15 protein-coding genes are annotated in these 13189 nt (G+C 64.9%); 8 read left to right on the top strand and 7 right to left on the bottom strand.

The window, feature by feature from the left end:
• Positions 1-106: 106 nt before the first annotated feature.
• The 3 genes from OB916_RS15915 to serB all read right to left on the bottom strand — a co-directional run bounded on the left by OB916_RS15915 (position 107) and on the right by serB (position 3535).
• On the bottom strand, positions 107-745 hold the full coding sequence (locus tag OB916_RS15915) for an IS6 family transposase (protein ID WP_315910284.1): 639 nt from the start codon (positions 743-745) through the stop codon (positions 107-109).
• 342 nt (positions 746-1087) lie between these two features.
• Complete coding sequence (thsA, locus tag OB916_RS15910; protein WP_315910286.1) at positions 1088-2764, bottom strand: thermosome subunit alpha; 1677 nt, start codon at positions 2762-2764, stop codon at positions 1088-1090.
• A gap of 138 nt (positions 2765-2902) precedes the next feature.
• The gene (gene serB / locus OB916_RS15905; protein ID WP_315910283.1) at positions 2903-3535 is read right to left on the bottom strand and encodes a phosphoserine phosphatase SerB; all 633 of its coding nucleotides are present in this window, start codon (positions 3533-3535) and stop codon (positions 2903-2905) included.
• Between the two features lie 88 nt (positions 3536-3623).
• On the opposite strand from serB, the gene OB916_RS15900 reads away from it, so the two are divergent.
• The 3 genes from OB916_RS15900 to thsB all read left to right on the top strand — a co-directional run bounded on the left by OB916_RS15900 (position 3624) and on the right by thsB (position 6656).
• A complete protein-coding gene (locus OB916_RS15900) occupies positions 3624-4103 on the top strand; it encodes a GNAT family N-acetyltransferase (protein ID WP_315910282.1) in 480 nt (159 codons plus the stop codon).
• Positions 4104-4559: 456 nt separating this feature from the next.
• Complete coding sequence (locus OB916_RS15895; protein ID WP_315910281.1) at positions 4560-4736, top strand: HVO_0416 family zinc finger protein; 177 nt, start codon at positions 4560-4562, stop codon at positions 4734-4736.
• A gap of 258 nt (positions 4737-4994) precedes the next feature.
• Positions 4995-6656 carry a thermosome subunit beta gene (gene thsB / locus OB916_RS15890; RefSeq protein WP_390884099.1) on the top strand — a complete coding sequence of 554 codons (1662 nt, stop codon included), beginning with the start codon at positions 4995-4997 and terminating at the stop codon, positions 6654-6656.
• Between the two features lie 292 nt (positions 6657-6948).
• Here the strand turns inward: thsB and OB916_RS15885 are convergent, their stop codons facing one another.
• Positions 6949-7368, bottom strand: a complete 420-nt coding sequence (locus OB916_RS15885; RefSeq protein ID WP_315910280.1) for a universal stress protein — start codon at positions 7366-7368, stop codon at positions 6949-6951.
• Positions 7369-7475: 107 nt separating this feature from the next.
• Between OB916_RS15885 and lysA the strand changes: the two genes are divergently transcribed.
• The 5 genes from lysA to OB916_RS15860 all read left to right on the top strand — a co-directional run bounded on the left by lysA (position 7476) and on the right by OB916_RS15860 (position 11466).
• Complete coding sequence (gene lysA, locus OB916_RS15880; RefSeq protein WP_315910279.1) at positions 7476-8726, top strand: diaminopimelate decarboxylase; 1251 nt, start codon at positions 7476-7478, stop codon at positions 8724-8726.
• Positions 8723-9583, top strand: coding sequence for a diaminopimelate epimerase (gene dapF / locus OB916_RS15875; RefSeq protein WP_315910278.1), 861 nt, complete (start codon positions 8723-8725; stop codon positions 9581-9583). Before lysA ends, dapF begins: the two co-directional genes overlap by 4 nt.
• Positions 9580-10659 (top strand): M20 family metallopeptidase, encoded by a 1080-nt coding sequence (locus OB916_RS15870; protein ID WP_315910277.1) that lies wholly within the window; start codon positions 9580-9582, stop codon positions 10657-10659. Before dapF ends, OB916_RS15870 begins: the two co-directional genes overlap by 4 nt.
• 152 nt (positions 10660-10811) lie before the next feature.
• Positions 10812-11105, top strand: coding sequence for a hypothetical protein (locus tag OB916_RS15865; RefSeq protein WP_315910276.1), 294 nt, complete (start codon positions 10812-10814; stop codon positions 11103-11105).
• A gap of 85 nt (positions 11106-11190) precedes the next feature.
• Entirely contained in the window at positions 11191-11466 is a 276-nt protein-coding gene (locus OB916_RS15860; RefSeq protein WP_315910275.1) for a hypothetical protein, read from the top strand.
• Here OB916_RS15860 and OB916_RS15855 read toward each other — a convergent pair.
• Genes OB916_RS15855 through OB916_RS15845 form a run of 3 tightly spaced genes read right to left on the bottom strand, consistent with a single transcriptional unit; the run spans position 11463 to position 13178 of the window.
• On the bottom strand, positions 11463-11633 hold the full coding sequence (locus tag OB916_RS15855) for a hypothetical protein (protein WP_315910274.1): 171 nt from the start codon (positions 11631-11633) through the stop codon (positions 11463-11465). The genes OB916_RS15860 and OB916_RS15855 overlap by 4 nt on opposite strands.
• Complete coding sequence (locus OB916_RS15850; protein WP_315910273.1) at positions 11630-11851, bottom strand: zinc ribbon domain-containing protein; 222 nt, start codon at positions 11849-11851, stop codon at positions 11630-11632. The genes OB916_RS15855 and OB916_RS15850 overlap by 4 nt, the downstream gene beginning before the upstream one ends.
• A gap of 40 nt (positions 11852-11891) precedes the next feature.
• On the bottom strand, positions 11892-13178 hold the full coding sequence (locus OB916_RS15845; RefSeq protein ID WP_315910272.1) for an MFS transporter: 1287 nt from the start codon (positions 13176-13178) through the stop codon (positions 11892-11894).
• Between the last annotated feature and the right edge of the window lie 11 nt (positions 13179-13189).

Genomic DNA, 13189 nt, shown 5'->3' with positions numbered 1-13189 from the left:
CGCTTCTCGAACTCGCGGCGTTGATGATTGAGGTCGTCAGCGTTCCCGACGAACGCACCCGTTGAGGTCACTGCAATGTGGTCATCGACGTTGCAGTCCCATCGTGTTAACTTTGGCATCGATTCCACCAGACGGCGAACGCTTTGAGCCAGGACTCTGCTGTCATCGGCTCGACGTTGCTGAATGTATTTGAAAACGAGGATGTTCGTCGTTTTACCCCACGAAAGACACGTTCGACGCTATTCCGATTTCCGTGGCGACGGATATGAGATCGGAGTCCGAGTCGCGACAGTGCCGCTTGGAGATGGTCGGCGTCGTCGATGAGAAACGTTGCGTCGTTGATGTCGTGTTTCTCTTTGAGTTCACGCAGAAACACCTGTGTAAGTCCTGAATTCGTCGTTGGAAACAACCGTACGTGCAGGAATTCGTTGGTCTTGGGATCGACGGCGGCGTACAGCCAGTAGCGCTCAGTCCCGAGCTGAATTACAGTCTCGTCGAGCGCAACGTAATTCGACGATCTGGTCCCGGTCGGCTGTAGATCGGCTTTCTGCACCCAGTTGTGGATCGCGGTACGACTGCGTTGGACACCCAACCTCTCAAGGTGTTGTTTGGTATTCGAAAGCGACAATCCAGCCAGATGCAACTGAATACCCACTTCAACGATCTGCTCGGGTGTCCGCTCTCGCTCCACAAATTCCAAATCGATCCAGTCGCTATCTCCACCGAGGCGGTCGATTTCGGACATGGAACATTCGAAACACCGACCGCCTCATCCTTATCTTAACACGACGCCCACCAGAACGCGAAGCGTTCTGGGGACGGCTAAAGCCGGTGGGCTTCCGCGCTGTTACCGCTGTGAGCGTCCGCGCTGATACCGCTGTGATAGTAAATCGTTGGGTACACCAAAAGAAAGCCGCTCGTTCGAAACGCAGTGCGGTTGCGGTGGCGGTGCGGCAGGTCGGCAGGGAATGCACCCGCTCGCGCCCGACCGGACGCGAGCGGCCTTTTTCCCCAAGTTTTTACGCCGGAGTGGTCCGCTGCGCGCCGACAGGCGCGCATGCGAGACCCGACGGCGTAAAAAGTGGGTTTACATCGCGCCGCCCATACCGCCCATACCGCCCATGCCACCCATGCCGCCGCCCATGCCGCCGGGGCCGCCGGCACCGGGTCCGCCTTCGTCCTCGTCGTCGCCAGCGCCGCCCTTGAGATCGCCTGCGGCGATCACGTCGTCGATGCGCAGGATCATCACGGCGGCTTCGGTCGCGGACTCGACGGCCTGGGTCTTGACGCGCAGCGGCTCGACCACGCCGTTGTCTTCCATGTCGATGATGTCGCCGGTGTAGGCGTCCAGCCCGACGGTCGTGTCGCCAGCGTCGTGCTGACTGCGCAGATCGACCAGCGAGTCGATCGGATCGAGGCCGGCGTTCTCCGCGAGGGTGCGCGGGATGACGTCGATGGCGTCGGCGAAGGCCTCGACGGCGAGCTGCTCGCGGCCACCGACGGAGTCGGCGTAGTCACGCAGGCCCAGCGCGAGTTCGGCCTCGGGCGCGCCGCCACCGGGGACGACCTTGCCGTCCTCCAGCGTGACAGCAATGACGCCGAGCGCGTCCTCGACGGCGCGCTCGACCTCGTCGACGACGTGCTCGGTGCCGCCGCGCAGGACCAGCGTCACGGCCTTGGCGTCTTCGACGTCCTCGACGAAGATGCGCTCGTCGCCGGCGATCTCTTTCTGGGCGACGCTGCCAGCGAAGCCGAGGTCGTCTTCGGTGATGTCGTCGATGTTCGAGACGATCCGGGCGCCGGTCGAGCGCGAGAGCGCCTTGATGTCGGACTTCTTGGCGCGGCGCACCGCCAGGATGCCCTCCTGGGCGAGGTAGTGCTGGGCCATGTCGTCGATGCCCTTCTGGCAGAAGACGACGTCGGCGCCAGCGTCGGCGAGCTTGTCGACCATCTCCTTGAGTTGCTCCTCTTCCTGATCGAGGAACTGCTGGAGCTGTTCGGGGTCGGAGACGTTGACCTCGGTGTCGAGTTCGGTCTCCTTGACTTCGATCGCGGTGTCGAGCAGCGCGACGTCGGCGTCCTCGACGCTGTAGGGCATGTTCTCGTGGACGCGCTCCTTGTCCACGATGACGCCCTCGACGAGCTCGGACTCCTCGATTGCGCCGCCGACGACCGTCTCGACGCTGACGTTGTCCGTGTCGATGCCCTCTTCGTCGGCGACCGACTGGACGGCCTCGACGAGCAGCTTCGCGAGCGTGTCCTTGGCGGACTCGGCGCCCTTGCCGGTCATCGCGGTCTCAGCGATAGACGCGAGGATCTCGGTGTCGTCCTCGTCGACCTCGATGGCCATGTCCTCGAGGATCTCCTTGGCCTGCTCGGCAGCCTGGCGATACCCCTGTGCGAGGACCGTTGCGTGGATATCCTGGTCGAGCAGGTCCTCGGCCTTGGTGAGCAGTTCGCCGCCGATGACGACCGACGTGGTCGTGCCGTCGCCCACTTCGTCCTCCTGCGTCTGGGCGACCTCGACCATCATGTTGGCCGCGGGGTGCTCGATGTCCATCTCGTCGAGGATGGTCACGCCGTCGTTCGTGACGACGACGTCGCCCGTATCGGAGACGAGCATCTTGTCCATCCCCTTCGGACCGAGCGTGGTCCGAACGGATTCGGCGACGGCCTTCCCGGCCGTGATGTTCATCGATTGTGCGTCCTTTCCGGATGTCCGCTGGGACTCCTCGGAGAGTACGATGAGGGGCTGGTTACCCATCTGTTGAGCCATAGTCAAGCGAGGATTGAATGTGATTCTATATAAGCCTTTCCTTGAGGAACGGAGATCAACACCGCCGAGCCCGGAGACGGTGGTATGTGAACGAATACCGAGATAGTGTATAAGGACGGCCGAAGATCAGACGACCTCGCGTTCTTCGAGGACAGCCAGGAGTTCGGACATCGAGGAGACGACGACGTCACAGGCGTCTTCGACCGCCGGTTTCGGGGCGAATCCGATCGAGAGGCCGGCGACTTCGAGCATCGGCAGGTCATTCGCGCCGTCGCCGACGGCGACCGTGTCCGAAGCGTCGAGGCCGAGGTCCGACGCAACCGTCTCCAGCGCGGTGTCCTTGGTGCCTTCTATCAGCGGACCTTCGACCTCGCCGGTGAGCGCGCCGTCGCTGACGGGGAGCCGGTTTGCGACGATCGTGTCGACCTCGACGCCGGCCGAGTCGAGGGCGGCCTCCACACCGCGCTCGAAGCCGCCGGTGAGAATCGCAGTGTGAACCCCGGCAGCGTCGAGCGCGTCGATAACCTCGGGGGCGCCCTCCCGGAGCTGGACCTGCCGGAAGGCCGCCTGCGCGCGCTCCTCCTCGAGGCCGTCCAGGAGCGCACAGCGCTGGCGGAGACTCTCGGCGTAGTCGATCTCGTCGTTCATCGCTCGCTCTGTGATCTCGTCGATCTCGTCGGCGACGCCGCACTGTTCGCCAAGCAGGACGACCATTTCGGAGTCCGAGAGCGTCCCGTCGAAGTCGAAGGCTACGAGCATACCGGCGCTTCGACGTGGGGGGTGACAAAGGCCCCGATTCGAATCGATTAGCCACACCCAAGGCGGACCGGCGAAAACGAACGGACGGATGCTCGACGTGTCGGTTCGGACGGCCAGGCCGGGTGACGCCGAAGCGATCCTCGACGTGAAGCGGACCGCGATCGCCGAACTCGCAGCGAGTGCATACACCCGGGAACAGTTGCGCGCCTGGGCACCGGGAGAGGCACTCGAAGAGTACCGGGCCGCGACGACGACCGACGCGTTTCAGGTGCTCGTCGCGTGCGACGACGGCGTCGTCGGCTACGGTGTCCTCAACACGAGTGGATGCCGGATCGAGGGGCTGTTCGTCCATCCCCTCAGGGCCCGCACGGGCATCGGAACGCGACTGCTCGGCCTGCTCGAGACGAGTGCGACGCTCACGGGCTGTCGAGACGTCTCGGTCATCTCGTCGCTCAACGCGACTGGATTCTACGAATCTCGGGAGTACGTCCGCATCGAAGACCGGCGGCGCGAGATGGACGACGTCGGACTCGAGTTCGTCCTGCTGGAAAAACGACTGTCGCAGTAGCTCCCCCCGAGATCGATTTCGTGTCGATGTCGGCCGTATTCGGGGGTATCGTCGCGGCCGAGACGTCCCAATTATCACACCCGATAACTCGGACGAAACATTTTTATATTTCGACCACGCACCCGACGATAGTGGCACCGCCCCACCGGTGCCATGATCCTTTCCCCCACCCCCCACCCCCACCCCACCTACTTTCGAAGACCAAACTCGACAGGGGTTCCTGTAGCAGTTGCTCGTCGCTGTGTGCACCGCTGTAGTCGAACCGCCAGTCCGACGATTCGAGTGGCAGCCGTTCCTCACCGTAGGGCCGGCGAGGCGTCCGTAACATCCGGCACGACGAGGTGCCGACTCTTTCGAAACGGTACGGCCGACAGTATCGCTCCGGTTGTTCCGGAGCCATGCTATGAATTCACAAACCAATAAGCATATATAGCGTCGTGGTATACCATATCATGCATGGCCTCAGCACCGAGCGACGATATGTTCGAGGAGTTCCTGTCGCAGCGTGGCCACGACATGGATTCCCCCGGTTGGGAAGATAGCTACAACAAGAAGCAGTGTCCCGAATGTGGTGGACTCCATAATAGCGACGCCGTAGAGTGTACAATCTGTGGCTGGTCGCCCGCTCGGTAGCACACACAACACCTTTTCCCGACGACAGCCGGTCAACGGCCAGCGACAGCCGTTGGAGAGACAGATTACCGCCTGTATATAAAGCGTGCCTGAGCGCCGGTGCGTCTCTCGGATTCCGTGTCATTAAATACCACGTGAATGCCCGAAACAGCCGTCCGATCGGCCCTGTTCTGCGTATATTGCCGGCACACGTCGGATCGCCATCGCGAACTCGAACCCACACGTTTATATAGAATCACATTCAATCCTCGACCGAATATGAGTCAGCGAATGCAGGGCCAGCCAATGGTTATTCTGGGCGAGGATTCCCAGCGGATGCAGGACAAGGACGCACAGAGCCACAATATCTCCGCGGCCCGGGCGGTCGCGGAGTCGGTACGTTCGACGCTCGGTCCGAAGGGGATGGACAAGATGCTCGTTTCCTCGATGGGGGACGTCACGGTCACGAACGACGGTGTGACCATCCTCCGGGAGATGGACATCGACAACCCGACTGCGGAGATGATCGTCGAGGTCGCAGAGACACAGGAGGACGAGGCCGGTGACGGAACGACGTCAGCGGTGTCGATCGCGGGCGAGCTGCTGAAAAACGCCGAGGACCTGCTCGAGCAGGACATCCACCCCACGGTGATCATCAAGGGTTTCGACATGGCAGCCAAGGAAGCCCGCAGCCAGGTCGACGACATCGCCGAGGAAGTCAGCGTCGAGGACACGGAGGTCCTCAAGCAGGTCGCCGAGACGGCGATGACCGGCAAGGGAGCCGAGCAGAACAAAGACCTGCTCGGCCAGCTGATCGTCGACGCCGTCGAGAACGTCACCGTCGAGGCCGAAGACGGCTCGTCCGTCGTCGATCTGGAGTTCCTGAACATCACGACCGAAGCCAGCGGGACCGCCGCCGAGTCGGAACTCATCGAGGGCGTCCTCCTCAAGGAAGATCCGGTTCACGAAGACATGCCCACCGAAGCCGAGGACGCCGACATCCTCCTGATGGACACGGCTCTGGAAATCGAGGAGACCAGCGCCGACGCCCAGCTGAGCGTCGACGATCCCTCCCAGCTCCAGCAGTTCGTCGAGCAGGAAGAACAGCAGCTCAAGGAGATGGTCGAAACTATCGCTGACGCTGGCGTGGACGTGGTCTTCTGCCAGAAGAACATCGACGACATGGTCCAGCACCTGCTGGCCAAGGAGGGTATCCTGGCCGTCAAGCGAGCCAAGAAGTCCGACATCGAGTTCATGCGCGAGGTCGTCGACGCGAATATCGTCTCCGACCTCGACAGTCTCAGCGACGAGGATCTGGGCTTCGGTGACATCACCTACGACGCCGACAACGAGTGGTTCGTCGTCGAGGGCGACAACTCCCACGGTGTGACGCTGCTGCTGCGCGGGTCGACCGATCACGTCGTCGACGAGCTCGAACGCGGCGTCAACGACGCGCTGGACGTCGTCGCCGCGGCAGTCACTGACGGACTCGTGCTCGCCGGTGGCGGCGCCGTCGAGGTCGAACTCGCCCGTCGGCTGCGCGACTACGCCGACAGCGTCAGCGGCCGCGAACAGCTCGCCGTCGAGGCCTTCGCGGACTCGCTCGAACTGATCCCGCGGGTGCTCGCGGAGAACGCCGGGCTCGACTCGATCGACACGCTGGTCGAACTCCGCGCCGCCCACGAGGACGGCGAGCAGAACGCCGGTCTGAACGTCTTCACCGGCGACGTCGAGGACACCTACGAGGCGGGCGTCGTCGAGACAGCCCACGCCAAGTCCCAGGCGCTGTCCTCGGCCGCCGAAGCCGCCAACCTCGTGCTAAAGATCGACGACATCATCGCTGCCGGCGATCTGTCGACGTCGGGCGGCGACGAGGAAGGCGGACCCGGCGGTGCCGGCGGCATGGGCGGTATGGGCGGCGGCATGGGCGGCATGATGTAGGAGAACCGAAGGTAGTGAGGCTCTCCGAACAGGCGAACGGGTCTCGCCCGTGAGCCAGCGGAGGGGCGTACGAAGTACGGCCCTCGGATGGACGAGCGGGCCGCCGGCCCGGGAGCCGGCTCGTCAGCCGCCGTACGGACGTAATCAGTAACGATCGGATCGAGGCAGTTCCCAACGTCGGTGATCGTGATTTCTGAGACGTGATTCACCTGCACAGTAGCCCCACAGTTGGATCAGGAATACCAGGGGAGAGAATTGGAACGTCAACGTATCTCGTATTTTGTTCGCGACGTCAGACGGTTTCTATCTCCACCGAGAGTTCTCTTTGAAGGTCTCTGATCATCTGCGGTGAGTTGTGTGGCTTTCCCTCACCCCCCGATTCGCAAAACACGAGCAAGTCGATGTCGTTGTCACGAACGAAGTCACGGATCGTCTCGTTCGGTTTGCCGACTGTCGTTTCCTGCTCGAATTCGACGCCGTGCTGCTCGCATTTCTCTCGGATCCGCTCCAGGACCCGCTCTCCTTTTTCCTCTTGCTTTTCGCGTTCGAGCACGCTCCATCCGTATGCTGAATATTCACCGAACCGCCACGCGTCGATCACGTACAGGCCGTGGAGCGTCGCCTCGTGCTCTCTCGCTCTGTCGATTGCACGTTCGACGTGCGAACTCTCCTGATCGCCTTCGTCCACGACGATCGCTATCTCCCCATTCATGCTGTTTGTTAACACGTTCTAACCCATAGTACTTGTTGTTTATTGTACATTTCTGACAGTCGCACAGGATAGTCACTATGATTTGCGGCCGGCCCGAACGGCCCGTAATGACCACCGAGGGACCACCGATCCGCCGTCTGGCCGACTGGGACGCGGCCGCGTTGCGGGATCGCGCCGACGAATACGGGACGCCGCTCTACGTCCTCGACCAGCAACGGGTCCGCGAGAACGTCGCTGCCCTCCGGGCGGCCTTTCACGACGAAGAGATCAGCTACGCCGTCAAGGCCAACACCGTCCGTGCGACGCTGGAAACCGTCGCAGAGACAGGGCTCAGTGCGGAGTGTGCCTCCGCGGGCGAACTCCAGCGTGCGGCCGACGCCGGCTTCGACCGGGTCCGGTACACCGCGGTCAACCCGCCCGCCGGGGATCTCGATCACGTCGTCGAACTCGCCGCGGACCCGTCGCGCGAGGACCTCGATCTCGTGATCACCGTCGGCGCGGCCGACGCCTTCGAGGCACTCGCCAGACGCGGCTACGACGGCCCGCTCGCGATCCGGGTCAACCCGGGCGTCGGTGCGGGCCACCACGCGAAAGTCACCACCGGCGACGCCCCGAAGTTCGGCGTCCCGTACGATCGCGTCTCCGAACTCGCGAGCGAGATCGTCGATCGCGGGTTCGATCTCGTCGGATTACACGCCCACGCCGGCAGCGGAATCCACGACGAGGCGGACCTGGCGGCCCACCGCGAACTCGTCTCTCGGATGGGCGATCTGGCTCGCGAGCTCGGCCACGGCCTCGACTTCCTCAACGTCGGCGGCGGACTGGGCGTCCCGTATCGTCCGGAAGAGGAGCCGCTGGATCTCGATAGCGTGGCCGAGGCGACCCGCGAGGCGGCCGGCGAGCTGGACGTGCGACTGGGGATCGAACCCGGCCGGTACGTCGTCGCCGATGCGGGCGTCCTCCTGACGACGGTCAACACCGTCAAACCCACGCCCGAGACGACGGTCGTCGGCGTCGACGCGGGGATGACGACGCTGCTTCGCCCGGCGATGTACGACGCCTACCACGAGATCCAGACGCTGGCGCCCGACGCCGGCGAGCGTGACCCGATCACGGCGATGATCGCCGGCCCGATCTGTGAGACTGCGGACGTGCTGGGTCGGGACCGCGAGCTGCCGCGCCCCGAGCGGGGAGACGTGCTGGCGATCGGCAACGCCGGCGCGTACGGCTACGAGATGGCCTCGAACTACAACTCCCGTCCGCGCCCGGCCGTCGTTTCCATCGGCGGAGGCGAGCCGCGACTCGCCGTCGAACGCGAAACCCTTTCGGACCTGACCCGACTAGAGGTCGAGCAATGATTACCGTCGAGAAGTACCACGGCACCGGCAACGACTTCGTCGTGGTCGAGGCCGACGCCCCTATCGAGGACCGGGCTGCGTTCGCCCGGCGACTCGCCGACCGGGAGACGGGTCTCGATCATCCGGACGGCGCGCGGGTCGGTGCCGACGGCGTCCTGTTTCTGACGCTGGACGCCAGCACCGCGCCGACGCGCGTGGAGATGACGCTCGTCCAGCCCGACGGCTCGATCGCCGAGATGTGCGGCAACGGTGCCCGGGTCGTCGCCACCTGGGCGGCCGCCCGGACCGGCGACCGCGAGTTCGTGATCGACACGCCGGCCGGCGAGTACCCCGCCGAGGTCCGTCAGGAGGGCGTCGCCGTCGAGATGGGCGAGCCGACGTTCGAACCCGACGCCGTCCCGACGACGTTCGACGAGCCGCTGATCGACGGCGAGATCGAGGGGCTGACCGTCACGGCGGTCAACACCGGCGTCCCACACGCCGTCGCGTTCGTCGACGACGTGGCAGCGGTCGACCTCGAGACGGTCGCCCCGCCGGTTCGCCACGCCGACTGCTTCCCCGAAGGTGCGAACGTCACGATCGCCTCCGAACGCGAGGCGGGGCCCGTCTTCGGCTACGATCAGCGCACGTTCGAGCGCGGAGTCGAAGGCGAGACGCGCTCCTGTGGGACCGGCGCGGTCGCGATCGTCGCCGTGGCACACGAACTCGGACGCGTCGAGACCGGACAGTCCGTGCCCGTCCATCCACCGGGCGGGCGGCTCGTCGTCACGCGAACCGCCGACGGCGCGACGCTACAGGGGCCGGTCGAGCGCGAGTTCGAGACGACCGTTCCCGCCGACGGGGTGCTCGCGGAGTGACCTTCGACATCGAGTTCTTCCACGAGCGAGCCGTGAAGACCCCATCGCACGAATCCGTCGCGGAGATGCGGTCGCTGCTCGTCGAGGCGCTCGAAGACGAGGGGATCGAGCCGACCGTCGACGACGCCGGGAACGTGCTGGCGACGCGGGCCGGCGATCGAGAGGGGCCACACCTCGTGCTCAATACCCACATCGACACGGTTCCGCCGCATATCCCCTACGAGCGCGACGGCGAGGTCGTCACCGGCCGGGGTTCCTGCGACGCGAAGGGGCCGCTCGCCGCGCTGCTCGCGGCCTTCCTGGCTGTCGGCCCGAAACGGGGGACTGTCACGCTCGCGATCACGCCGGACGAGGAGGTCCACTCGACGGGCGCGGCCGCGCTGCGGGGGCGGTTCGACGCTGACGGTTTCATCGTCGGCGAACCGACCGGGCTGGACGTCTGTACGGCTGCCCGGGGTCGCTTCGAGGGGACGGTCACGATCACGGGCACGAGCGCTCACGCGGCCGAACCCGAGAGCGGCGACAACGCCATCGCCGCTGCCGAGCCGATCCTCGACGGACTGGCGACCTACGACGAGTCCCGCGGGCCCGGGGAACACGAGCGGCTGGGTCGGCCGTCGCTCGTGCCGACGCTGATCGAGGGCGGCGAGGCTCCGAACCAGATCCCTGCGGAATGTGTCATCACGTTCGACCGCCGGAGCGTCCCGCCCGAAACGGCCGAGGGATTCCGAACCGGGCTGGTCGAGCATCTCGAGGCGCGACTCCCCGACGGGCTGTCGCTCGAGGTGTCGTTCGGCGGCCGCGAGACCCCCTTCCTGGAGGCGTTCGCGACCGATCCCGGAGATCGGCTCGTCGGGGCGCTCGCAGACGCCAGTGGCGGCGCAGTGCGGCCGTTCGGGGCCGCGACCGAAGCCTCGTATTTCGCCCAGGAGGCTCCGACGGTCGTGTTCGGACCGGGCGTGCTGGCCGACGAGGAGGGTGTCGTCGCCCACAGCGACCGGGAGTACGTCCGACTGCCCGAGGTACACGCCGCCGCCGACGCCGTCACCGAGACGCTCGAAGCGATACTCCGGTGACAGAGGGGTGAGCGCATTCGGTCCGGATTACTCTCAGACCGCGCCGCACTCGGGAAGACCCGGCCCGGCGTGAGCTTGCACGGGGAAATCGATACAACGATCACCACAAGAGTTCAGAAAAAATATCAGTCAGGTGTTCGAACGGCCAGTGCATGCCCTCGTCCCCGCCGTTCGTCGATCCGGAATCGGGCGCGCTCGATACCGACCACATCTGGATTGAAGCGGAACCGCTCGCGAAGCTGATCGCCCTGTTCGGCATTCCAAGTGCCATGCTGCAGTACATCGGTGCCGACTTCTACGGACTGTTCGGCGCCACCTTCACCGTGGTCGGGCAGTTCGTGTTCTACCTCGGTGCCGCGATCGTCGTGCTGTACGCCGTCGCTCGCGGGAGACAACTGTCCGAATCCGTGCCCGAGAGTCGTGGTTCTTCGTCAGACCCTCAATAGTCAGCGTCGCTTACCTGCCCCGAGACACAAACAGCGATTATACCTTCCCGAAGGGGTTTTGGCCGGGTGTCCGAAGCCGTTCTCGATGTCGCCATCGCCACCGTTCGTCGACGTGGAAACCGGTACGTTCGACTTCGAGCAGATCTGGCGAGAAGCCTACCCGATCCTGGGACTCGTCCTGCTGTTCGGGATCCTGGGGCTGCTCCCGCTGTATCTCGGTGCATCATTCACCGTGTCGTATGGACTCGAGTCCCTGATCGGGACCGCGCTGACGTGGCTCGGTCAGCTGATACTCGCGGTCGGGTCGGGAATCGTGTTCAGGTACGTCATCGTGCGCGCGATTCAGCTGTCGGACGTCTAGCAGTCCTCCTCTGGCGGTTCACCGGTATCCCGACGTGCCAGTCGCTCGCCGGTCTCGCGATCGGTGACCGTGCCGCGCTCTCGCTCGCCCCGGACGAGCGCGTACAGAACCAGCCCGCCGGCGATGGTCAAGACCGCGGCCAGGAGGACAGCTCCGGCGACGCTCATCCGAGGAAGACGTCGACGATGTCGCTCCCCGCGTCGCCGCCCTGACGATACAGCTCGGAGTATCCGCAGTTCAGACACGAGACGACCTGGAAGTTGTTCGTCTGGATATCGAACATCTTCGAGAGACCGCCGCCGGTCGTCGAGATTCGGCTGACATCGACCTCGTCGTGTCCGCACTTCGGGCAGCCGCGCTCCGATGGTTGTGGATTGGAGGGCATACGCGCCGGACGTGACAGCGATCCGTTGTATATTTTTTGATCAGGAGGCAGGTTCGGTGAGCGTCTCCTCGACCTGGCTGTAGACGAGCGCGAGCGCGAGCACGCTCAGGACTGCGCCGAAGAAAAACGGCGTCCCGAAGTTCCCGACGTTGTACAGCACGCCGGAGGCCAGCGGCCCGACGGCGACGCCGAGGCCGAACGCCATCGTCAGCACCGACAGCGTCGTTCCCGAGCCGCGCTCGCCGGCCAGGTCGCCGGCCAGCGCCAGCGACGGCGCGAACACGAGCGCGACGGCCACACCCTGGAGGAAGCGTGCACCGAGCATCAACCAGGGATCGGTGATGATCCCCTGGACGAAGACAGCAGGGATCAGCACAGCGAACCCGGCGACGACGAACGGGCGCCTCCCGTGGCGGTCGCTGGCTCGTCCGATCGGGACCTGGAACGCGACGTTCGCGAGCGTCACCGCCGCGAACTGGACGCTGAAGAAGAAGGTCGACTCGTCGAGTCGCGCCCGGATGGGGCCTTCCAGCGTGGCGAACAGCGCGATCGTCGTCGCCATCAGGAAGGTCCCGATCCCGAGGACGAACACCGAATCGAGGCCGCGGCCGTCCGGACCGCGGATCGCGATGGAGAGGTTCTTGCTCGCCGCGTCGGCCGCCTCCGGCGGATCCTGGATGAACAGCACGACCAGGGTAGCGCTGACGGCCGCACCGAGGACAGCCACGGCGAAGGCGGCGTCGAACCCGGAGATTGCGAGTCCGAGCAGGTCGTAGGTGACGACCCCCTCAGCGGCGAGTCCGCCCGTGACGACGATCCCGGCGATGATCGGCCCGAAGCCGAATCCGAGCAGGCGGAGCGTGTTGTAGACGCCGAAGCTCCCCCCGCGTTCGCTGTCGCTGCCGGCGTACTCGTTGATCAGCGCGACCGTCGCCGGGACGGTGAAGGCAGCGCCGACGCCCTGGAGTGCGCGGGCCAGCAGCACCGTCCAGTAGGTTCCGGCGAAGGGATACGCTGCGCTGCCGATCCCGAACAGGACCAGTCCACCGAGGACGAACACCCGCCGGCGGCCGAGTCGATCGGACCAGCGGCCGGTAAAGGGCTGGCCGAGGCTGTTGAGCAGGCCAAAGAGTGAGAGGACGATCCCGATCAGCGTCTCCTGGCGCAGGACGAACCCGCCGAGTTCGGTTCCGGCGATTCCTGCGAGCGAGATCTCGCCGCTGGCGATGTACAGCGGGAGGACGATGATCAGAAACGAGTTGCCCAGCGCGTCAGCCATCCGCGCGACCGACAGCGTCAGCACCCGCGAGTCGGTGCTCAGCGCCATCGATTCACGCT

The sequence above is a fragment of the Halapricum hydrolyticum genome (assembly GCF_025517535.1).
Lineage (GTDB): Archaea > Halobacteriota > Halobacteria > Halobacteriales > Haloarculaceae > Halapricum > Halapricum hydrolyticum.
The sequence above is the reverse complement of the archived record's forward strand: the minus strand, read 5'-3'. Positions and strand labels throughout refer to the sequence as shown.